This is a genomic window from Mangrovimonas xylaniphaga (assembly GCF_001280435.1).
Classification (GTDB): domain Bacteria; phylum Bacteroidota; class Bacteroidia; order Flavobacteriales; family Flavobacteriaceae; genus Mangrovimonas_A; species Mangrovimonas_A xylaniphaga.
This window is the reverse complement of the sequence record NZ_LBIP01000013.1, coordinates 814,639-836,266: the sequence shown is the minus strand read 5'-3', so window position 1 is coordinate 836,266 and position 21,628 is coordinate 814,639. Positions and strand designations below refer to the sequence as shown.

The window sequence follows — 21,628 nt, the reverse complement described above, 5'->3', positions numbered from 1 at the left end:
AGATAAAAGTTTTAAAACCGTAGGAAAGCAAATGTTAATAAAGAAAAAACCTCAAGTAAATAATTTTACTTGAGGTTTTATATGCACTAAGAAAGGGAATTGTTACTCTTTCTTGTCTTCTCTAGGTCTTCTGTCGTCACTACGGTTGTCACGATTACGGTTATCGCGTCCGCGGTTGTCTCGAGATCCTTTGTTGTCTCTGTTATTGTCTCTTGGAGGTCTTTCCTTGAAACCTTCTGGTTTTGGTAAGATTGCTTTGCGAGATACTTTTTCCTTTTTGGTTCTAGGATCGATACCGAAGTATTTCACATCAAAAACATCTCCCATTTTCACAACGTCGCTTACGTTTTCAGTACGTTCCCAAGCCAATTCGCTTACGTGTAACAAAACTTCGTTTCCTGGAGCTTCCATATATTCTACCACGGCACCAAAATCCAACATCTTGATTACTTTTACTTCGTAAACGCTTCCAACCTGAGGTTTGAACAATAAGGAATCAATTTTAGCCAATACCTTGTCGATACCTTCTTGATCTGTTCCAAGGATTTCCACAATACCTTCTTCGGTAACAGGATCTTCATTGATAACAATCGTTGTTTTGGTTTCTTTTTGAAGTTCTTGGATTACTTTTCCTCCAGGACCAATCAAGGCTCCAATAAATTCGTTTGGAATCACTCTTGTCACCATTTTAGGAGCATGAGGTTTCACATCTGCATTTGGAGTTTCGATAGTATCTGTTAGTTTTCCAAGGATATGTAAACGTCCATCACGAGCTTGTTTTAAGGCTTTCACCAAAATCTCGTAAGACAATCCTTTTACTTTAATGTCCATTTGGCAAGCAGTAATACCGTCGGCAGTACCGGTTACCTTAAAGTCCATATCTCCTAAGTGATCTTCATCACCTAAAATATCTGATAATACAGCGTAGTTTCCAGTTTCAGCATCAGAAATCAATCCCATGGCTATACCTGAAACAGGTTTGATCAATTGCACACCAGCATCCATTAATGCCATGGTTCCTGCACATACTGTTGCCATAGATGATGATCCGTTACTTTCCAATACTTCAGAAACAACACGAACCGTATAAGGACAGTCTGCTGGTACCATACGCTTAAGTGCACGTTGCGCCAAGTTTCCGTGTCCTACCTCACGACGAGACGTTCCTCTAATTGGACGAGCCTCACCAGTTGAGAAAGGTGGGAAGTTATAGTGTAAATAGAAACGCTCTTCCCCTTCAAAAGACGGCATGTCAATCATGTTTGCTTCTCTTGAAGTTCCCAAAGTAACAGTTGCTAAGGCTTGAGTTTCCCCACGAGTAAAGATTGAGGATCCGTGAGTAGATGGTAAATAATCTACTTCACACCAAATAGGACGGATGTCTGTAGTTTTACGGCCATCCAAACGCAATCCTTCGTTTAAGGTCAAGTCTCTTACGGCAGCTTTTTCAGCTTTGCTGTAATATTTGGAAACTAATCCACCTATATCTTCTAATTCTTCTTCTGTGAAGGTTGCCAAAATTTCTTCTTTGATTTCGGCAAATGCAGCTCCTCTTTCGTGTTTTGAAGAACCTGCTTTGGCTACGGCATATACTTTGTCGTAAGCCATGTCGTGAATTTTCTTAGCTAATTCTTCATCTTCTCTTTCTGGATCATATTCACGAGTTTCTTTTTTACCAAAAGCTTCAGCTAATTTTATTTGTGCTTCACACTGAACTTTGATAGCAGCATGAGCAAACTCGATTGCTTCAACCATTTCTTCTTCAGAAATTTCACTCATTTCACCTTCAACCATCATTACGGAATCAGCAGAAGCACCAATCACCATATCGATATCTGAAGCTTCCAATTGCGCTAAGCTAGGGTTGATGATCAATTCTCCGTCAACACGTCCTACACGTACTTCAGAAATAGGTGTTTCAAATGGAATGTCTGACAATTGAATTGCGGCCGAAGCGGCCAAACCTGCCATAGCATCTGGCATTACCTCTTCGTCATGAGACATTAACTGAATCATTACTTGAGTTTCGGCATGGTAATCTTTTGGGAAAAGTGGACGCAATACACGGTCTACCAAACGCATAGTCAGTACTTCTCCGTCACTAGGTCTTGCTTCTCTTTTGAAGAAACCACCTGGGTAACGCCCTGCGGCTGCGAATTTTTCGCGGTAATCTACTGTTAATGGTAAAAAGTCGACATCACTTTGTTGATAATTGGAAACAACAGTACATAAAAGCATGCATTTTCCTGATTGAACAACGACCGAACCATGGGCTTGTTTTGCCAATTTTCCGGTTTCGATAGAGATTTCTCTGCCATCTCCAAGGTCGATGACCTCTCTGAAAACTTGTGGAATCATAAATATTTTATTCTAATTAAACAATGGTCGTTGTGTTGTTGTAGTTGTTGTGATGACCAATGAAAAACTATTATGAGCTTCTTATGCGAATTTTAAACTCTTTCGCTTGAGCTAATATATAAATAAAAAAAAGAGGCATAAAGCCTCTTTTCACAATTATTTTCTTAATCCTAATTCTTTAACGATAGCACGGTATCTTAAGATATCTTTCTTAGTCAAATAATCTAGCAAAGCACGACGCTTTCCTACCAATTTTACCAAAGAACGCTCAGTGTTAAAATCTTTACGATTCTTTTTTAGGTGTTCTGTTAAGTGGTTAATTCTGTAAGTGAACAATGCAATTTGCCCTTCAGCACTTCCTGTGTCATTTTTTCCAGCTCCGTGCTTTTCGAAGATTTCTTCTTTCTTTTCTTTAGTTAAATACATTCCAATATTGTTTTAATGATTTTTATGTACTATGAAAGGGTTTCTTTCAAGCGGCAAATATAGTAATTTTAAATCATTTATAAGATAATGATCCAAAAAATGATTTTTTAATAAAATTTACAAAGCTTCAAAAGACCCAATCATGAATTTATTCTACAATCAATCGTTTTGTCGCCAATACATCACTGCCATTTTTTAGACTTACTAAATAAATTCCTGCTTTCCCATCTAGGTTAATTTGTTTTATGGTGGTGCCATTGGTGACAGGAGTTTGCAAAATTGATCTTCCTGTCACATCAAAAATCTCAATATTGTCAACTTGAGTATCGTTGTTGAATTCAACGAAGAATGTTCCTGCGGAAGGGTTTGGGTACAACTGCATGTTATTAGATACTGAAAGGTCATTTACACTTAATGAATTGTCCATGGGAGTGTTTCCAAAGGATATCAAAAACGAGTTCACTTTTAGGTGAGGATTGAAACCATCATTACAATCAGAACAGGTTTCACCAGTTATACAGTTTGGGTTGTTAGGGTGGCAATAGTCAGTATAACTTTCATCAAAAACATATTCAAGGTCTACAGAGCTATTATTGATATATGGTGTCATATCATAATCAAAAAATTGGGCAATGCTTCCAGGGCACCATCCGGCTCTATTATATTTCCAAGTTCCGGCTTGTGGGCTACAATTATCTGGGTTAGGATCACAATCTACCCAATTCAATTGTGTAAAGGTTTGCTCATCGTCTACCCAAATATGATGGGTGTTTTGTTTGAATTCTGCAGCATTTCCTGTGTTGGTACTTCCCCAACCATGACCAGTAGATACCAACTTGATTTTCGCAGATTGTGTGCTTTCAGGGAACGATTTTGTGAAATCTTCTGTAGGTTGCAAGTTGGCCATGTCTCCAAATTGGTAAGTGCCGTTCCATAATTTTTGAATCTGGCTATAAGGGTTTTCTGGAGTTCCTGGCGTATAACTCAATTGTAGTGTGTAAAGAAAACCATTTCCTGTGGTGCCAAGATTCACTCTGAATTTTGTTTTTCCACTTAGTAGAGACATGAAATCCGTAAGGTCTATTTCGTGTTGGCAGCTTACGCCATAAGGAGTTAAATAACGAATAATTTCATACCATTGACCATCTTTACCCAATGCTTCAACAGAAGAAATTCTATCCCAAGGGTCACAACCTCCATCTGGACAGTCTATAAATAGAGTTCCGGTAATTTCATTATAGGCACCAACAAAACTGGGTAAGTCTGTTTCGACCGTTACAGAAGGAACGTCGGCATATACCCAAACATCTTCTGTTGCATTGAATGTTTGCGTAGGAGTTGTTGAAGTCAAATTGAAGGTGCTGGTATGGCTTCCTTCTGCTCCAAAATTGTTGGTTGAAGCAATCTCTAAGTCATGATTTCCAAAAGAGCTAGGTGTCCACCATCCTGTATAATAACCGTTTCCGTAACTTGTTAAGGATACTTCTTCACCGTCAACAGTTGCGGTAATTGATGCAATTGAAAATAGTTCAGTATATGGTATGTCTGCTCTAAATGCAATTTGAATTGGCATTAAGCTTGAAGTGTACGCGTTTCCAGCTAAGGGATGTAATATTTCAGCTTCAGCTAAAACTGTATCTGGATCTAAAACAGCAAAGGTTATGACGATGTCTTCTGCTCGCTCGTAGATGTCATTTCCAGGCTGACTAGCCTTGACGCTAACCTCTCCTGGCACTCCGTCAAGAGTAAGGATATCTCCATTAACTGTGGCTGGACCTGAAATTATTTCATAGGAAATAGGAAGATTGGAATTAACCGTTGCTTGAAGTTGAAATGGAGTGTCTGTAATTAACTTTGAAGGAATTTGAGGGAAATTTATTGCTTGAAAAGTCGATTCCAATTCACCATTGAAATTGGAGGTTTCTCCATCGAGGGCAAAATTGTTCAAAGTCGCATTTTTATTTTCCTCTCCGCTAATGTCCATCAATTGTGTAATGCTAGTGTTGTTTCCCCCAGGAGTTCCTTGGTTGAATTTGTAATAAACTTGAAGATTCGCTTCATCTCCAGTCAACTCATTGGCAATCATGTCCTGAATTTCGGCTTGTGTCAAGGCCTTGTTCCAAAGGGATACTTCATCGGCTCTTCCTGGAAATACAAAGTTGTAACTTGCAAGAATGGATTTTCCTATTGTAAAGGGTCTGTCGGTAGATGAAAATACACCGGATGCAGGAGTGGTTGCAATTGAAACACCATCTATAAATAGTTCAAGGGAAGTTTGGTTGAATACCCAAGAAACATGCTGCCATTGCCCCGCTACAATAGTGCCGTCAGGAAGCGTGATATTATGAAACCCAGCTGTTGTCACCAATCTGCATTCAAGACCTCCATTAGGTTTTTGGTTGACATACATTTCGCCATCACCTGTTCCACCACCTCTTATACCCATCATACCTTGGGCATATCCTAGTTCATCTGTATAGAACCAGCCTGCCATGGTAATAGTGTTGCTGCCATTGATAAACTGTGCGCCGTTGGGTAAGGATGCATAATCATCAACACCGTCGAAGTGAAGATATTGATTGGATTGGGACATTCCCATAAAGAATGTCAAAAAAAGTAAGCTAAAAAGAAGTTTGCTTTTTTGGGAATAAAAGTAATTCATGTTAAAGATTAGGTTAATTGAACGGCAAGTTACCAATTAGGATATTTTTTACAAGAAATATTGGTAAGCTGTTCAGTTAAATCTTTTTAACATTGGATGAATTAGGAAAGGGATTGGAAGTGAATGGTAATAAAAAAAGCGACCTAATTAGGTCGCTTTTTTATTATGCCCTTAAGGGCTGATTTGTGATTAAGTCAATGTATTGGTTGACTTTGTTTTTAAGATTCTTTCTGTGCGAAATAAAATCCAAGAAACCGTGTTCCAACAGGAACTCTGAAGTTTGGAATCCTTCAGGTAATTCCTGACCTGTGGTGTCTCTTACAATTCTAGGGCCAGCAAAACCAATCAAGGCTCCCGGCTCTGCAATGTTGATGTCTCCCAACATAGCGAATGACGCCGTAGTACCCCCAGTAGTTGGATCGGTACAAAGAGAAATGTAAGGGATTTTAGCTTCGGCCAATTGAGCCAACTTCACAGAAGTTTTAGCCAATTGCATTAAAGACAACGCCGCTTCCATCATACGGGCACCTCCAGATTTAGAAATGATCATTAATGGGACATTGTTTTTAAGGGAATAATCGGCAGCGCGGGCAATTTTTTCACCAACAACGCTTCCCATAGAACCTCCAATAAACGCAAAATCCATACAGGCAACCACCAAGTTTTTCCCTTTCGATTTACCAACAGCTGTTCTTACAGCATCTTTTAATTTGGTCTTCTCTTGGGCAGACTTTAAACGGTCTGGGTATTTTTTGGTATCTTCAAATTTTAAAGGATCTTTAGAAGTTAGGTTTGCATCCAGTTCTTCAAACTTATTGTCATCGAATAAAATTTCGAAATACTCCTTGCTGCCAATTCTTACGTGATAATCGTCTTCTGGACTCACATAAAAATTCTTTTCCAACTCTTCTGTGTCTACAATTTTACCCGTAGGGGATTTGTACCAAAGACCTTTAGGAGTGTCCTTTTTTTCTTCGGTAGTGGTAGTAATCCCTTTTGTTTTTCTTTTAAACCAAGACATTAAAACTAATTTTAGTTAATTATTTCGGGTGCAAATTTATAAAGTATTTACATTATTAAGGTCTTCAAATGCCTTTTTTAATCTTTCAACAAACGTATTTTCTCCTGCACGCAACCAAACTCTAGGGTCGTAGAACTTTTTATTTGGTACATCATCACCTTCTGGGTTACCAATTTGGGCTTGTAAATAGTCTTTGTTATCGGCCATGTAATCACGGATTCCGCTCATAAATGCATATTGCATATCGGTATCGATGTTCATTTTGATCACACCATATCCAATGGCTTCTCTAATTTCTTCAACTGTTGAGCCAGAACCACCATGGAATACAAAATCGATATGGTTGTGAGGTACATTGTATTTTTCAGAAATGTACTCTTGAGAGTTTTTAAGGATTTTTGGAGTCAATTTTACGTTACCAGGTTTGTAAACACCGTGAACGTTTCCAAAGGCAGCTGCAATGGTAAATTGATCGCTTACTTTGCTCAATTCTTCATAAGCGTAAGCAACTTCTTCTGGTTGGGTGTAAAGTTTAGAATCATCAACATCAGAATTGTCAACACCGTCTTCTTCTCCACCTGTAATTCCTAACTCAATTTCCAAGGTCATTCCCATCTTGCTCATACGTTCAAGGTAGGTTTTGCAAATTTCAATGTTCTCTTCAAGAGGCTCTTCACTTAAATCGATCATGTGAGAGCTATAAAGAGGCTTTCCTGTTTCGGCAAAATGCTTTTCACTGGCATCCAATAGGCCATCAATCCAAGGCAATAGTTTTTTTGCACAGTGGTCTGTATGAAGAATTACTGGAACTCCATAGGCTACGGCCATTTCGTGAACGTGCTTGGCACCTGCAATAGATCCTGCAATCGCTGCTTTTTGACCTTCATTGCTTAATCCTTTTCCGGCGTTAAATTGCGCTCCTCCGTTTGAGAATTGAATAATTACAGGGGCATTAAGTGCTGCCGCTGTTTCCAAAACACCATTGATAGTGTTGGAACCAATTACGTTTACTGCTGGAAGGGCAAACCCTTTTTCTTTTGCAAGTTTGAAAATTTCCTGAACTTCTTTTCCTGTAGCAACTCCTGCTTTGATATTGTGACTCATTTTTAGTGTATTTTATATTGAAATAATAAGTTCAAAAATAATCAATTTTTTGCACATCTTAGACTGAAATTGAGCATTGTTGCATCAAAATTGCACTATAACGTTATCGAAATGAAAGTGAAAAAAGGAATTAGAAAGGGTAGTTGATACCGATGTTGTAAACGGCATTTCCAAAATTGTAGTCCTTGAACCAGCGCTCACCCAAATCGTATGAAGGATCATAGGTTTTAAACCCGATATCTCCCCTTAGAACAAAAAATGTAAAGTCGTAGCGCAAACCAAAACCAGAACCTACGGCAATGTCTTTTAAAGAGTCAACTCCACTAAATGTAGCTCTATCGTCATTTACGTTATCGGCAATGTTCCAGATGTTTCCTGCATCCACAAATAGGGCGCCGTTAAGGTTCCCCAAAACATTGAAGCGTTCCTCAAGACTCAAGGTGATTTTCATGTTGGCTTCGTTGAACTCATTAATGGATTGCGAGCTTCCGGGGCCTAAGTTGTAGGCAGTCCAAGCCCTGATGTCGTTAGGTCCTCCCGAAAAGAAACTCTTGGAGAAAGGAATACTGTTGGAGTTGCCATAGGGAATGGCCATTCCCAAATAACTACGCACGGCCACGATATTCTTTTTGCCCAAATCCCAGTATTTCACATAGTCCAGTTCTCCTTTCATATATTGGGAAAAAGCCACGCCAAGTATTTCGTATTGATCATTGGCATTTTTTTTAGAACCCGTCCATCTTGAAAAGGTGTTAAGTAGTGGGCCCGCAACCTCAAACTTAAATCGGAAGATAGAAAAATCATTATCCAAAAGGTTTTCACGTTTGTTCAATACATAATTGAAACTGGAGGCCAAAATCAAGTTGTTTTCTGTTAGTCTGTTTTGGCGCTCACTGATGGCCGAAACGGTTTCAAAGTCATCGTCGCTTGGGGTTATAGAGGTATTGCCAGTTAAGACATCGTTTATAAATTGGTCTGTTTGTCCTGGATAGGTCAAATCTTCGCCGTTGTTGTAATCGATGCTATTGGAAATATCATTAAGCGTATTGTACGAGTTTTGGTAAACTCCAAAATAATTGTCGGGATTCAGGTTTTTCACAAATTGCAGATTGAAGAAATCCAAACTATTTGTGGTTCTTTTGGATGGGGTCCAATTGTAGTTTAAAGTACCGTTTAAGGTTTGTTTGTCCAATCCAATATTTCTTTGCGTGGTGGCCCCTACTGAAATACGGGTGCTTGGAGACATGTATTTTGGTATGATTTTATTGGTTCTGATTGGAAAGAATATGCGGGGAATGGTGAGTTTGATATTTCCCCCGGCTTCATTGATGTCGAAAAATTGGTCTTGAGAAATAGATGCATCTTTGGAGGAACCAATAGAACCTAAAGCGGACATTTCCAATGTTTCAGCACCCCTAAATACGTTACGAATTATCAATCCGCCACTTAAGGAAAACCCAATGGTTTGGATGTTACTTTGCGTGACATTTATTTCATATCCAAGATCGTACTTTTTCTTTGGAGAAAGGTAAATATTGGCAGTAAGTGTTGTATCCTGTGGGTTTTCGATATATTCAATGTTGGGGTATCTGAATACTTTGAGGTCGGTTAAATAGCGGTAGGTCCTACTTCTGTCGAGGTCCCTAAAAAGTTCATCTTTAGAAATAAAAACAGCATCGGTAAGCGCTTTTGGGCGATACCTTAATTTGCCATAACTATAAAGTTTGTAGCCCTTATATTCTATGGAATCCAATGTTTCCGTTTCCTTGTTAGTATAAGTATGGTCAGTATAGATGTTGACCTGTTTTATCTTGTAGATTTTGAAAGGAACCCTAGCAATGGAATCTTCATATCGAATACTTCTGTTTTTAATAATAAGGTCTGTAAATACCTTTTTTGAAGATCCAATGGTATCAATATCAAAAGTGATATAATCCTGGCCAAAATGGAAAAGCCCAGAATTTCTCAAGGCCGATGTGAGGCGTTCCCTTTCGTTGGTGAAATTGGTTTCTTTGTACTGCTCTCCTGATTTTATAAGTGATTCCTTTTTTAAATTCTGATAGAGCGAATCCACAATTGGCGAGGCAATTTTCTCCGAAATGGAATCCAAAATATAGGGTTTTCCTGTTTCAACAAAATAAGTGACGCTAGCCCGTCTGTTATCCGTTTTAGAAATACTGTATGAAGTTTGCACATCAAACCATCCGTTGCTAATAAAATATCGGCTGAGGTTGGTTGTGGTTTTTTCTGTTTTTGGCAAATCTACAATTACGGGAGCTTCACCAGTTTTTTTCAGCCAAGCATTAAAGTCCAAACGGGATTGGACATCTTTATCCAATTGCTTTCTGGAAAGCAATCTCGTTTTCCAAGCCAACTTTTTTGGATCGTTGTAAATTTTGTCTTTAAGGATGGAGTCCAAGTTTGGCCTTGCCAAATTGTAAATGTGCAAGCGCAAAGGGTAGCCTAAAAGTTTTCCGTTAGGTTTTTGGTAATAGGAATTGTTGATGGCCTCGGTGTTTACCTTTTTTCCGTTTACCATAGTAGTGTTTCCTGAAAGAAGAAATTGATCTTCACCAACACGCTTCATCACATTACAGGATGCTAGTAGGTAAGCGAAGGAAAGGAAAACCAATATATATTTAAAAGTTTGCTTCAAACAGAAATCGTTATAAGGTCAAATTTATGGCATTGTTGCTGTAGCATATCAAAAATTACTCCAAAAAAGCATTACTTTGTACGGTAGTTACAACGATAACAAAAGTAAAGACATTTTGATGTTAACAAAGAGCCAAATAAAATTAATTACAAGTTTAGCACAAAAAAAGAACCGCACTAAGGAAGGTTTGTTTGTGGTGGAGGGGATCAAAGGGATTGGAGAGTTTTTAAATTCCTCTTTCGAGCTCTTTAAGTTGTATACCAATGGAACGGATTTTGGAGTTGCTTCGGAACAAGTTGTCTCTGTCTCCGAGCAAGAGTTGAAAAAGATCAGTGCATTAAAAACTCCTAATACTGCTTTGGCTCTATTTAGAATTCCCGAGTCGAAATCCATTAAAGAAGATGGCTTGATTGTGGCCCTTGATGATTTGAGAGATCCAGGGAATCTTGGCACAATCATTCGTTTGTGTGATTGGTTTGGTATTAGTGATTTGGTGTGCAGTTCGGCTACGGTGGATTGTTATAATTCCAAAGTGGTGCAGGCAACTATGGGCTCTTTGACCAGAGTGAATATTACGTATTTGGATTTGACTTCATTTTTGAAAAGTACGCAATCAGAAGTTTTTGGAACCTTTATGGATGGCGACAATGTCTATAACCAAAACTTACCAGATAAAGGCATTTTGGTAATGGGAAATGAGGCTAACGGCATTTCTTCTGAAATTGAAGAAATCGTTCAGACTAAACTTAGTATCCCGCGTTACGGTAATTTGCAGGCTACCGAAAGCTTAAATGTGGCTACGGCAACAGCTATCTTCTTAAGCGAGTTTAGAAGAGGGAAGCAGTAAAGAATTTACGTTTCTATTGAAAGGTGAAGTTAACAAATACCCCTCTGGTTTTCATGGTATGGACATTGCCTGTCCAAGGACTATTTGGATCTCTATCCTGAATAATTTCATTGTTTAGGGCAAATACACCTCTAATAGAAGGCGTGAACTTGAACCAGTACAAATAAAAATCAACACCAAATCCCAGTTCGTAGAACATCATGTTTCTTTCCGATCTGAATTCCCCAACAGAATTGTCGTCTGGGTTTTCTTGATTACTGGAAAGGTTAATGGCTGTAGAAACCCCTCCAACAATAAACGGTTTAAAGTTGTTGATACGTTTGGTTGAAAATTTCAAAAGCAGAGGGAAATGTACATAGGTAGATTTTACTTCGCGAAGCAAATCCGAAGCATTGTAATCCATTCCTGAGAAATAGCCCGGGTCATATTGCAGGTTACGTTGCGTAATGTACAATCCTGGTTCAAAGCGCAGGTTTAGGTATTCGGTAAGGCGTAAATCGGAAATTAAGCCTACGTTAAAACCTACGGTGTTGTCTACTAAAATGTCCTTTAAATCTTCTTCGTAGTTAAATTGATAATCATAACTGTTGAACCCTAAAAAGAACCCCCAACTTAGGCGCTGCTTGTCAAAATTTTCATTGTTCTTGATTTTTTCCTTCGTGAACAATTGGGCAGACGCTGCTTGGCTTAACAGGAACAAAGAGAGAATAAAAACTACTTTTTTCATTGAAAATTTAATTTACAATCAAAGGGTTCAAAAGGTGTCACATTATTTTTTGGAAGCGGAATAAATGGTAGCCGCTCCAAATGTTTGGGGTTTGTTACTGACATCTATAAACCCAATTTTACGCAAAATATTGTTTAGAGCTTCTCCATAAGGAAAAACCGAGGCAGATTCACTTAAATACGCATATGCCGATTGGTCTTTTGAGAAGACTCTGCCAATGGTTGGTAAGATATATTTGGTATAAAATTTATAGCCTTGTTTAAAAGGAGTTTGGGTAGGAACCGAAGTTTCTAAAATCACAAAAACACCATTAGGTTTTAGTACTCTTAAAATTTCAGAAAGGCCTTGTTCCAGATTTTCAAAATTGCGCACTCCGAAAGCTACGGTTATGGCATCAAAAGTATTGTCTGGGAAAGGAAGGCTTTCAGAATCTCCCAAAACCATAGAAATGGTATCCTCAAGATTTTTTGCGGCAACTTTTTTGCGGCCCACTTCAAGCATACCATCACTAATGTCCAATCCAATAATTTCTTTTGCCCCAGTTTTGGTTAGGGTAATGGCCAAGTCTCCAGTACCAGTGGCGATATCCAAAATTTTGTTGGGCTGCTTTTGAGCAACAATATCCACAACTTTATTGCGCCATTTAATGTCAATTCCAAAGGAAATCACTCGGTTAAGTCCGTCGTATTCTTTAGAAATGGTATCAAACATTTTGGTAACCTGTTGCTTTTTGTTCAGGTCACTGTCTTTATATGGCTTCACTTTTGTGGACATTCTATCTTTTTTTGGCAAAACTACATAAATTTTCATGGCTAATGGGCTTCAGGCAACCTAAAAATAAATGACGACAGAAGTTTTAAATATGTTGGTGTGAATAAGTTATTGCGTCAGTAACATATGCTTAACTTCACGTATAATCGAGAAAAAGCTTTCGAAATAAAATTATACTATATTTGTTTAGCTATTTTTGAATGCTTTTGTTCTTTGAAGGGAACAATTTTACAACCAATCGAACATTTTATTAATGGGCGTTCTTTTTACAGATCCCAGCTATTTTGAACAACTAAACGTTAACAAATGAAAATAATTATTGCAGGAGCAGGTGAAGTTGGGTTTCATTTGGCAAAATTATTATCCTACGAATCTCAAGAAATCACGCTTTTAGATACCGACAAAGAAAGTCTGGCCTATGCCAACAATCACTTGGATATTAAAGTGATTAGGGGTGATGCCACTTCTATTGCTATTTTAAAGGAAGCGAGGATTGACACTTCGGAATTGTTCATAGCAGTAACGTCTTCAGAAACCACCAATATCACCGCATGTGTTTTAGCCAAGCAATTGGGAGCCGAACGTACCATTGCCAGAATTGCCAATTCTGAATTTTTGGAGCAGAAAGATGAGGTAGGATTTACCAAGTTTGGTATTGACGAGTTGATTTCTCCAGAAGATTTGGCAGCCTCAGAAATTCAGTTGCTATTGAATCAATACGCTTTTAACGATAGTTACGAATTTGAAGATGGCGCCTTGACGATGTTGAGTTTACGATTGTCCAGAAATGCAGCTTTTGTGGATAAAACCGTAAAAGAAGCGGCAGAAGTGTTGACCGAAATACATTTTGTACCTATAGCCATTCAGCGTTATGGTACACAATATACCATCATTCCTCGTGGCGATACGCTGTTTAAAGAAGGTGATAAAGTGGTATTTATTACTTCTAAAGGTGGTGACGATGAATTGTTCGAGCTTTCTGGGAAGGTGAAAATAGATGTCCGGGATGTGATGATTCTGGGAGGAAGTAAAATTGGTTATAAAACCGCCAAAGATTTGTGTGCAAACAAGTTTAAGGTGAAACTTATTGAAAAGGATAAGAATATTGCTTTTGAGTTGGCCGATGAATTGCCAAAGGCGCTGGTAATTAATGGAGATGGACGTAATGTGGAACTTCTGGAAGAAGAGAATATTGATGCTCAGGATGCCTTTATTTCTGTAACAGGGAATTCCGAGACCAACATTATGTCTTGTTTGGTGGCGAAATCAAAAGGAGTAAAGAAAACCATCGCATTGGTTGAGAATATGGACTATTTCCAATTGTCGCAATCCATCGGAATTGATACGTTGATCAATAAAAAGTTATTGGCGGCCAACAGTATTTTTAGATACATTAGAAAAGGAGAGATTGTGGCCATGACCAAGCTTAATAATATGAATGCCGAATTGGTGGAGTTTGTGGTAAATGAAAGTTCCAAAATCTGTAACAAGATGATTAAGGATCTTGACTTTCCGCGTTCTGCTATTATTGGGGGGGTAATTAGAGATGGTGAAGGAATGATTCCATTGGGAAGTTTCAAAATTTCTGATGGAGATCGTGTAGTGGTATGTTGTCTCCCAAGATCGATTGTTGAGGTTGAGAAATTTTTCTTTTAAAGAAGCTTGTAAAAATGAAGAAACTCAACTATAAAATTATCTTTCACTTCTTTGGGCTGTTGCTGTTGTTTAATGGTGGGTTTATGCTCATTTCTGCACTTGTAAGTGCTTTGTATCATGAATCCGAAGCTTTGCGGATATTCATGTCTGGAATCCTTGTTTTGCTGATAGGGACATTCTTGATGGTAAGTACAAGGAAGTACAACAAGGAAATGAATAAACGGGAAGGTTACATTATAGTGACTTTTGGGTGGATTGTGATGGCGGCTTCAGGGGCCTTACCTTATTTGCTTACCGAAACTATTCCCACTTTTACGAGTGCTTTTTTTGAAACTATGTCTGGGTACACGACAACCGGAGCCACGATATTGAATGATATTGAAGTTGTTTCTAAAGGAGTGTTGTTTTGGCGAAGTACCACGCATTGGATTGGCGGTATGGGGATTATTGTACTTGCCATAGCCATTTTGCCGCTCTTGGGAATAGGAGGGATGCAGCTATTTGCTGCCGAAGCCCCTGGGCCAAGTGCCGATAAATTGCACCCGCGTATTACCGATACAGCCAAACGTTTATGGTTGATTTATTTTGGATATACTGCCGCAGAAACTATTTTGCTTAAGGTAGCGGGTATGTCTTTTTTTGATGCCATTAACCATTCCATGAGTACACTTTCTACAGGTGGATTTTCAACAAAAAATGCTAGTGTAGCCTATTGGAATGGCCAACCTTTGATACAGTACATTATCATTCTTTTCATGTTTTTGGCAGGAACCAACTTCGTGCTGAGTTATTTTGTGTTCAAAGGTACCGTGCAAAAGGCAATTAGAGATGAGGAGTTTCGACTGTATTTTAAGTTTGTAACGGCTTTTACAATTATTGCCGCTGTAATCATATACTTTAGGGCAGATTTGGGAATTTCGTCCATAGAACACCCAATGGTATGGGGGCGCGCCGAAAGTTCGTTTAGGCATGCTCTATTTCAGGTGTTGACAGTAATTACCACAACAGGATTTATCACGGCCGACTATACGCTTTGGACGCCATTTTTAGTGGTGTTTTTCTTTGGATTGATGTTTTTGGGTGGGTCTGCAGGAAGTACCTCAGGGGGCGTGAAAGTAGTTAGGCATCTTATTTTGATCAAGAATGGTTTTTTGGAATTTAGAAGAGCTTTGCATCCCAATGCGGTATTGCCCGTGAGATATAATACCAAATCCATTCAAGGGGATATTGTGTTTAATATTTTAGGATTCTTTATCCTGTATATGTTGGCATTTATTGTTGGGGGGTTAGGTTTTTCGATGTTTAAACTTGATTTTGAATCCTCTATTGGTTTGGCAGCGTCCAGTTTGGGGAATATTGGGCCTGCACTGGGGAAATTTGGCCCGGTAAATAATTATGCGGCATTACCTATGTTAGGGCAATGGTGGGCTTCCTTTTTAATGCTTTTAGGAAGATTAGAGCTCTTTACGGTCCTTATCCTTTTAACTCCTTTCTTTTGGAGGAATAGATAGATCATTAAGCGGTCTAAGATTTCTATAAGTGCTTGTTTTTTCTGTTAGACACTTGTGAATTAGTGGTCTATGTAACAAAACATGTTTTTTTGCGTCATATGATATGTAACCAATTAATCAATTATCATGAAAACGTTAAAAGCTACACAAGATTTGGAACCTTTTCCCTTTTGGGTAAAGGAAAACAATTTAGGTTTATTGAATTCTGAGTACAAACAAAGTGCCAGAACCAACTTTAATCAATATTCATACAATAAGCTATTCAGTTATAGAAGTCGTATAGAGAAACGATTGTTTTTCAGGACTTCGGATACTGCAACGATACTAAGAGTGATTCTCTTCTTTCTCGTATTTATTTTACTTTTTAAATAGACTTGGTTTTCATCCAAGTTTTCTAATTGTTTTGTGATCATCACGGTTCGTGGATTGATGTAGGGGAGTTTTTGTTCACATTTAAGTTTCACCTTTTAAAATATTCATTATGAGCTTTGGATCAATGCAAGGAGCTATTACTTCTATCAACAATAATAGAAAACTGCTATCAAAACGAGATAAACTTAAAAATAGGTTGGGAGGCGGCAATAAATCCAAAAAGGTTTATGAATTTCCAGAAGCTTCACCTAAAATGTTAAATGGTATTAAAGAAAAGATTTTGTTGGAAAGGAAGCAGCGTGATTTGAAAATCAAAATTGTTTTTACCGTAGGATTTGTCATCCTGTGTGCTCTGTTTGTCTACGTTATGTTCTAAAACAAAAGCATCCATAACTTTAAAAGTACGGATGCTCTATATTATGATTAGAAATAATTCTGGTTTTAGCTTAAAGCGGCTTTAATACGCTTAAGGGCTTCAACAATTTGTTCTTGAGAGGCTGCATAAGAAATTCTAATGCAATCTGCATTTCCAAAGGCTTCTCCAGTTACCGTTGCTACGTGCGCTTCTTCAAGCAAGTACAATGAAAAATCTGTAGCATTGTTGATGGTTTTTCCTCTTAAGGTTTTTCCAAAGTAGTAAGACACGTTAGGGAATACATAAAAAGCGCCTTCAGGAACATTGGTTTTGAAACCTTCAATTTCGTTAAGCAGATCCAAGATCAAGTCTCTTCTTACTTTGAACTCATCAACCATATATTGAATACGCTCTGGAGATTCGTTTAAAGCTGTAATGGTGGCTCTTTGTGCAATACAATTGGTTCCAGAAGTAATCTGTCCCTGCATTTTAGTACACGCTTTGGCAATCCATTCCGGAGCACCAATATATCCAATTCTCCATCCAGTCATAGCAAATGCCTTAGCAACACCGTTAACAGTAATAGTACGGTCGTACATGCTTGGTATGGCTGCGAAACTGAAGTTTTTGGCTCCGTAGTTAATGTGCTCGTAAATCTCATCCGAAAGGATGAAAATATCTGGATATTTCTCCAAAACTTCGGCTAAAGCACGGTATTCGCTTTCACTATAAATAGTGCCACTTGGGTTGTTTGGAGAGTTGAAAAATACCATTTTGGTCTTAGGAGTAATGGCTTCTTCCAATTGTTGAGGTGTGATTTTAAAATCGTTCTCAATGGTAGAAGGAATTTCCTTAAAAGTTGCTTCGCATAAGGTTGCAATAGCAGAATAACTCACCCAATAAGGAGCAGGTAAAAGCACTTCATCCCCTGGGTTAAGCAATACTTGCGCTACATTGGCAATAGACTGTTTGGCTCCGGTAGAAACAACAATTTGGCTCGGTTTGTAATCTAGATTATTGTCTCTTTTGAACTTTAGGATAATGGCATCTTTTAATTCGGCATAACCGTCTACCGGTGAATACGAATTATAATTGTCATTAATGGCTTGGATAGCGGCCTCCTTAATAAAGTCTGGAGTGTTAAAATCTGGTTCTCCCAAGCTCAATCCAATAATGTCGATTCCTTGGGTTTTTAATTCTCTAGCCTTGGCTGCCATGGCCAAGGTGGCGGAAGTAGGCAGACTGTTGATTCTGTCTGAAAGATGGTTTTTCATGTAAAAATCTGATTATGCTTGTAGTGCAGGCTTCATTCCCATTTCCTTTAAAAACCTGAAGTGGGCGATTATTGCTTTTCGTGTAGATTTATATTCGTTATAAGGTAAATTGAATTCTTTTGCGGTATCCTTCACAATTTTTGAAATATTAAAATAGTGCACGTGACTAATGTGAGGGAAAATGTGGTGCTCAACCTGATGGTTAAGTCCTCCGGTGAACCAGTTAACCAATTTGTTGGTTCTACCGAAGTTAACGGTAGTTTTCAACTGGTGGATAGCCCAGGTGTTTTTCATGGTGCCTCCTTCTTCAGGAAGTGGCATTTCGGCTTCGTCCATAACGTGTGCCAATTGGAATACAACACTAAGAATAAGTCCCGCTACATAGTGCATTACAAAAAATCCTAAAAGGATCTTCCACCAAGCGATATCTAGAATCAGCATTGGAATAACAATCCAGATACACATATAAATGATTTTTGAAATTACCAATTTACTCCAGTTCCAAACAGGGTTTGGGAATTTTCCATAGGACAGTTTACGTTTCATGTAACGTTTCATTTGCATCCAATCTGTAGTGATTGCCCAGTTAAGGGTAAGCAAACCATAGAGAAAAATAGAATAATAATGTTGAAACTTATGGTAACGTTTCCACTTGGTGTGTTTTGAAAAGCGTAAAATACGTCCGGCGTCCAAATCTTCATCGTGACCATGGATATTCGTATAAGTATGGTGCAATACATTGTGTTGTACTTGCCAATTGTATACGTTTCCTGCCAAGATATAAATACTGCTTCCCATTAAGCGGTTGATCCATTCTTTGTTTGAAAAGGCACCGTGGTTGCCATCGTGCATTACATTCATACCAACACCGGCCATTCCAATTCCCATGATAACTGTGAACAACAATTGCAGCCAACCTGGGATATCTAAAGTCAACAGTAAAAAGTAAGGGGTTAAAAAGATGGCAAACATCACTATGGTTTTAACCCAAATTTTCCAGTTACCGGTGCGCTTAATGTTATTTTCTTTAAAATAATCGTTGACGCGTTTGTTTAAGGTTCTAAAAAACTTGGCCGAATCTGTTCTTGAAAATGATAATGTTTGCTTCGTCATAAGGCATTAATTCAATAATACACCGATAAAATTTAGTGTAATGTTTGAAAATGCAAATATAATTAATAAACGGCTGTAAAGGGTTATGAAAAACCTAAAAATTATCCACACAAAAATGTCTACTTTTGTAGAAAATTTAGATAGATGGAGCTTATTAAGTATTATTTTCCAGACTTGACAGAGCAGCAGATAGCACAGTTTGAAAAGTTGGAAACCCTGTACCAGGATTGGAACCTAAAAATTAATGTGGTTTCCCGAAAGGATATAGATGAATTGTATTTGCGACATGTGTTGCACTCACTGGGGATTGCCAAGGTGATGCAGTTTAAGCCAGGTGCAAATGTTTTGGATGTAGGAACTGGCGGGGGGTTTCCTGGAATTCCATTGGCTATCATGTTTCCGGAGACCAATTTTCATTTAGTAGATAGTATTGCCAAAAAGTTGAAGGTGGTAAATGAAGTCGTTGAAGGTTTGGGAATAACCAATGTAAGAACGACGCATAGCAGGGTTGAAGAGATTGATGAGCAATTTGATTTTATTGTCAGCCGTGCCGTGGCAATTATGCCAACCTTCGTACATTGGGTAAAAGGAAAGATTGCTAAACCTCAAAATCATGAACTTAAAAATGGTATTTTGTATTTAAAGGGAGGGGATTTAAGTGAAGAATTGGAAAGCTATAAAACGGCTGCTATCTATAATTTGAGTGATTACTTCAAGGAAGATTTCTTTGATACCAAAAAGGTGGTTCATCTTCCATTGAAATATAAAGGTTGATTGTTTAAGATTTAAAGCAAAAAAAACCAGAGCACTGCTCTGGTTTTTTTTATGTCTATATGTGACTATAAATTAGTCTTCAATAACGATTTTTTCTCCAATTTGAGAACCAACAACATTTAATGCTTTTCCACTGATATCAGTTACAAAAACAACTAAATGGATTTTTGATGTATCTGCAATACTAGAATCTAGCTGGAAACTATAGTTTTTAACATAAAGATTAGTGTTTCCATCTAAGTCAGATTCAGTAATGTTCTCTCCAAATAAACCTGTAGGAACTTGTCTAAGAACGTTGTCATGAACAAAATCTGATAAGTAGTCAGCCCCACCGTAGTAATCCGTATAGTTAGTTTGTTCTGCCACTAATCCATCTTCCAAAACATAAATAACAAGTTTAGCTCCTAATGTCTCGTCCAATATGTCCATTGAAACATTTACATCTAATGTAGTTCCGTTAAGTGCAGACGATAATGCTATTGCGGTAGGAGAAACTGATTGTGTTAGACCTACTACTTGGTTCACGTAACTAGGCTCAGGAGTGTTCCATTCTGTGGTGCGATTAAGCATTGCAGCAGGATATGATTTTATACCTAGTTTGCTTTCTAAGTCTCCCGCAGGATAATTAAATGGGTCGTATCCATTAGGTCCTCTGTGGATAGCAGCTATTACTGCATTGTCTGTAGCATCTTCCACAAGTTCGATGCCGTAAGCAACTCTTGGACACCATCCACACCATGTTCCAGTATAATCTTCAACAAGAACCTTTTGGGAATATCCTTTTAAAATTGATTTTACGTTACTCTCAAGTGTTCCATGTGTTGCTGTAACTTGGTCTACTCCGCGAAATTCAGACGTAGTATAAGAATTTCCAGAAATTTCTACACCATTAACAAAAAATGTAGCTTCAGAAGTTAAATCGTTTCCTAGATTTCCTGTAGCAGTTAAAGTAATTGTTTCTCCAGGGAAAACACTAGTCTTACTAGCGCTAATTACAAGAGAGGATACAGTTACAGAAATATTGTTACTGGTTACACCTCCAAGTTTAGCATTAACAACAAAGCTTCCTGCTTGGGTAGGAGTATAGGTTGATTCGGAGATTGCTGTCCCGGAAAAGTAAATCGTGGCTTCTGATGTAACGTTGGCATTTTGGTCATCTGTTACTGTAAAAGTTACGCTTTGCCCAAGGTTGATAGCATTATTGTCCACTGAAATTGTAATTGCGGATGCTTGACCTTGCCCTTCGCCTCCATCATCTGAAGAGCTACATGAAAAGAAAGCAGAAGATACAACAAGTAAAAATAATTGTAATAGACGTGTTGTTTTCATAAAGTTATATTAGGGTTAAATTTTTAAGTGCCGAATATAAAGATTTTAAACAGATAATTTATGGTATCTGTTAAATTTTATAAAAAAAACATCCGCGCGGGGATGTTCTTTAAAAAAAACTAACTTTGCGCGTAAATTTTCAAAACCCCTATAAAAATGAAAACCCTAACCACATTATTATTTACGCTAATATTTAGTGTTTTTGCCAATGCTCAAGATGTACTGCCTAATTTGCAATTAGAAAACCTAGAAGGAAAAACTATTGCCTTACAAGATATATCCAAGGATGGACAACTTATTGTAGTTTCGCTTTGGGCAACTTGGTGTGTACCATGTAAAAATGAATTGGATGCCATTGGTGAGGTTTATGCAGATTGGATGGACGAAACTAATGTAAAGCTATATGCCATTTCGGTTGATGACTCGCGGACTGTTAAGCGTGTTAAGCCTTTAGTTAATGGTAAAGGTTGGGAATTTGAAGTATTGTTAGACACTAATGGTGATTTAAAGAGGTTGTTGAATGCTCCAACCGTTCCAGTAACATTAATAGTGAAAGACAATAAAATTCTTTTTAGGCACTCTGGCTATGCTCCTGGTAGTGAAGAGGAGCTTTATGAAAAAATCAAAGAATTTTCCAAGTAATATTTAAATTCCAATAACTAAAATGAAGTA

18 protein-coding genes are annotated in these 21,628 nt (G+C 38.0%); 7 read left to right on the top strand and 11 right to left on the bottom strand.

The annotated features are described in order from the left end of the window. Window positions 1-102 precede the first annotated feature (102 nt). The 6 genes from ZA06_RS03745 to tamL all read right to left on the bottom strand — a co-directional run bounded on the left by ZA06_RS03745 (window position 103) and on the right by tamL (window position 10,227). Window positions 103-2,358 (bottom strand): polyribonucleotide nucleotidyltransferase, encoded by a 2,256-nt coding sequence (locus tag ZA06_RS03745; RefSeq protein WP_053976049.1) that lies wholly within the window; start codon window positions 2,356-2,358, stop codon window positions 103-105. A gap of 156 nt (window positions 2,359-2,514) precedes the next feature. Beyond that, complete coding sequence (gene rpsO, locus ZA06_RS03740; protein WP_053976048.1) at window positions 2,515-2,784, bottom strand: 30S ribosomal protein S15; 270 nt, start codon at window positions 2,782-2,784, stop codon at window positions 2,515-2,517. 148 nt (window positions 2,785-2,932) lie between these two features. Then, on the bottom strand, window positions 2,933-5,446 hold the full coding sequence (locus ZA06_RS03735; RefSeq protein WP_082331921.1) for a LamG-like jellyroll fold domain-containing protein: 2,514 nt from the start codon (window positions 5,444-5,446) through the stop codon (window positions 2,933-2,935). Window positions 5,447-5,609: 163 nt separating this feature from the next. Continuing rightward, entirely contained in the window at window positions 5,610-6,467 is an 858-nt protein-coding gene (gene accD, locus ZA06_RS03730) for an acetyl-CoA carboxylase, carboxyltransferase subunit beta (RefSeq protein WP_053976046.1), read from the bottom strand. Between the two features lie 36 nt (window positions 6,468-6,503). Continuing rightward, entirely contained in the window at window positions 6,504-7,571 is a 1,068-nt protein-coding gene (gene fbaA, locus ZA06_RS03725) for a class II fructose-bisphosphate aldolase (protein WP_053976045.1), read from the bottom strand. Window positions 7,572-7,701: 130 nt separating this feature from the next. After that, the gene (gene tamL, locus ZA06_RS03720; protein WP_053976044.1) at window positions 7,702-10,227 is read right to left on the bottom strand and encodes a translocation and assembly module lipoprotein TamL; all 2,526 of its coding nucleotides are present in this window, start codon (window positions 10,225-10,227) and stop codon (window positions 7,702-7,704) included. A 118-nt stretch (window positions 10,228-10,345) separates the two neighbouring features. Between tamL and ZA06_RS03715 the strand changes: the two genes are divergently transcribed. Continuing rightward, entirely contained in the window at window positions 10,346-11,074 is a 729-nt protein-coding gene (locus ZA06_RS03715; RefSeq protein ID WP_053976043.1) for a TrmH family RNA methyltransferase, read from the top strand. A gap of 13 nt (window positions 11,075-11,087) precedes the next feature. On the opposite strand, the gene porT is transcribed toward ZA06_RS03715, so the two are convergent. Beyond that, window positions 11,088-11,801, bottom strand: a complete 714-nt coding sequence (gene porT, locus ZA06_RS03710; RefSeq protein WP_053976042.1) for a type IX secretion/gliding motility protein PorT/SprT — start codon at window positions 11,799-11,801, stop codon at window positions 11,088-11,090. A gap of 42 nt (window positions 11,802-11,843) precedes the next feature. Continuing rightward, a complete protein-coding gene (gene ubiE / locus ZA06_RS03705; RefSeq protein WP_053977057.1) occupies window positions 11,844-12,575 on the bottom strand; it encodes a bifunctional demethylmenaquinone methyltransferase/2-methoxy-6-polyprenyl-1,4-benzoquinol methylase UbiE in 732 nt (243 codons plus the stop codon). A gap of 303 nt (window positions 12,576-12,878) precedes the next feature. Here ubiE and trkA point away from each other — a divergent pair, with 303 nt between their 5' ends. From trkA to ZA06_RS03685, 4 genes are all read left to right on the top strand, one after another. Next, window positions 12,879-14,228 (top strand): Trk system potassium transporter TrkA, encoded by a 1,350-nt coding sequence (trkA, locus tag ZA06_RS03700; RefSeq protein WP_053976041.1) that lies wholly within the window; start codon window positions 12,879-12,881, stop codon window positions 14,226-14,228. Between the two features lie 14 nt (window positions 14,229-14,242). Further along, window positions 14,243-15,739 (top strand): TrkH family potassium uptake protein, encoded by a 1,497-nt coding sequence (locus ZA06_RS03695; RefSeq protein ID WP_053976040.1) that lies wholly within the window; start codon window positions 14,243-14,245, stop codon window positions 15,737-15,739. Window positions 15,740-15,865: 126 nt separating this feature from the next. Next, the gene (locus ZA06_RS03690) at window positions 15,866-16,111 is read left to right on the top strand and encodes a hypothetical protein (RefSeq protein ID WP_053976039.1); all 246 of its coding nucleotides are present in this window, start codon (window positions 15,866-15,868) and stop codon (window positions 16,109-16,111) included. A gap of 109 nt (window positions 16,112-16,220) precedes the next feature. Beyond that, entirely contained in the window at window positions 16,221-16,487 is a 267-nt protein-coding gene (locus ZA06_RS03685; RefSeq protein ID WP_157503079.1) for a hypothetical protein, read from the top strand. Window positions 16,488-16,552: 65 nt separating this feature from the next. On the opposite strand, the gene ZA06_RS03680 is transcribed toward ZA06_RS03685, so the two are convergent. Together ZA06_RS03680 and ZA06_RS03675 are read right to left on the bottom strand one after the other, a co-directional pair. Next, entirely contained in the window at window positions 16,553-17,740 is a 1,188-nt protein-coding gene (locus ZA06_RS03680) for a pyridoxal phosphate-dependent aminotransferase (protein ID WP_205625692.1), read from the bottom strand. Between the two features lie 12 nt (window positions 17,741-17,752). Beyond that, a complete protein-coding gene (locus tag ZA06_RS03675; protein ID WP_053976037.1) occupies window positions 17,753-18,853 on the bottom strand; it encodes a fatty acid desaturase family protein in 1,101 nt (366 codons plus the stop codon). A gap of 144 nt (window positions 18,854-18,997) precedes the next feature. Here ZA06_RS03675 and rsmG point away from each other — a divergent pair, with 144 nt between their 5' ends. Continuing rightward, window positions 18,998-19,627 carry a 16S rRNA (guanine(527)-N(7))-methyltransferase RsmG gene (gene rsmG, locus ZA06_RS03670; RefSeq protein WP_053976036.1) on the top strand — a complete coding sequence of 210 codons (630 nt, stop codon included), beginning with the start codon at window positions 18,998-19,000 and terminating at the stop codon, window positions 19,625-19,627. 72 nt (window positions 19,628-19,699) lie between these two features. Here the strand turns inward: rsmG and ZA06_RS03665 are convergent, their stop codons facing one another. After that, window positions 19,700-20,956, bottom strand: coding sequence for an Omp28-related outer membrane protein (locus ZA06_RS03665; RefSeq protein WP_053976035.1), 1,257 nt, complete (start codon window positions 20,954-20,956; stop codon window positions 19,700-19,702). A gap of 156 nt (window positions 20,957-21,112) precedes the next feature. Here ZA06_RS03665 and ZA06_RS03660 point away from each other — a divergent pair, with 156 nt between their 5' ends. Continuing rightward, entirely contained in the window at window positions 21,113-21,598 is a 486-nt protein-coding gene (locus ZA06_RS03660; protein ID WP_053976034.1) for a TlpA family protein disulfide reductase, read from the top strand. Window positions 21,599-21,628: the final 30 nt, after the last annotated feature.

What these genes read in the sequence shown, in the direction of transcription:
- fbaA (WP_053976045.1), bottom strand. Translation starts at nt 7,571, where the DNA reads ATGAGTCACAATATCAAAGCAGGAGTTGCTACAGGAAAAGAAGTTCAG.
- trkA (WP_053976041.1), top strand. Translation starts at nt 12,879, where the DNA reads ATGAAAATAATTATTGCAGGAGCAGGTGAAGTTGGGTTTCATTTGGCA.
- rpsO (WP_053976048.1), bottom strand. Translation starts at nt 2,784, where the DNA reads ATGTATTTAACTAAAGAAAAGAAAGAAGAAATCTTCGAAAAGCACGGA.
- ZA06_RS03680 (WP_205625692.1), bottom strand. Translation starts at nt 17,740, where the DNA reads ATGAAAAACCATCTTTCAGACAGAATCAACAGTCTGCCTACTTCCGCC.
- ZA06_RS03735 (WP_082331921.1), bottom strand. Translation starts at nt 5,446, where the DNA reads ATGAATTACTTTTATTCCCAAAAAAGCAAACTTCTTTTTAGCTTACTT.
- ZA06_RS03665 (WP_053976035.1), bottom strand. Translation starts at nt 20,956, where the DNA reads ATGAAAACAACACGTCTATTACAATTATTTTTACTTGTTGTATCTTCT.
- ubiE (WP_053977057.1), bottom strand. Translation starts at nt 12,575, where the DNA reads ATGTCCACAAAAGTGAAGCCATATAAAGACAGTGACCTGAACAAAAAG.
- ZA06_RS03675 (WP_053976037.1), bottom strand. Translation starts at nt 18,853, where the DNA reads ATGACGAAGCAAACATTATCATTTTCAAGAACAGATTCGGCCAAGTTT.
- porT (WP_053976042.1), bottom strand. Translation starts at nt 11,801, where the DNA reads ATGAAAAAAGTAGTTTTTATTCTCTCTTTGTTCCTGTTAAGCCAAGCA.
- ZA06_RS03715 (WP_053976043.1), top strand. Translation starts at nt 10,346, where the DNA reads ATGTTAACAAAGAGCCAAATAAAATTAATTACAAGTTTAGCACAAAAA.
- ZA06_RS03690 (WP_053976039.1), top strand. Translation starts at nt 15,866, where the DNA reads ATGAAAACGTTAAAAGCTACACAAGATTTGGAACCTTTTCCCTTTTGG.
- ZA06_RS03660 (WP_053976034.1), top strand. Translation starts at nt 21,113, where the DNA reads ATGAAAACCCTAACCACATTATTATTTACGCTAATATTTAGTGTTTTT.
- ZA06_RS03695 (WP_053976040.1), top strand. Translation starts at nt 14,243, where the DNA reads ATGAAGAAACTCAACTATAAAATTATCTTTCACTTCTTTGGGCTGTTG.
- rsmG (WP_053976036.1), top strand. Translation starts at nt 18,998, where the DNA reads ATGGAGCTTATTAAGTATTATTTTCCAGACTTGACAGAGCAGCAGATA.
- accD (WP_053976046.1), bottom strand. Translation starts at nt 6,467, where the DNA reads ATGTCTTGGTTTAAAAGAAAAACAAAAGGGATTACTACCACTACCGAA.
- ZA06_RS03685 (WP_157503079.1), top strand. Translation starts at nt 16,221, where the DNA reads ATGAGCTTTGGATCAATGCAAGGAGCTATTACTTCTATCAACAATAAT.
- ZA06_RS03745 (WP_053976049.1), bottom strand. Translation starts at nt 2,358, where the DNA reads ATGATTCCACAAGTTTTCAGAGAGGTCATCGACCTTGGAGATGGCAGA.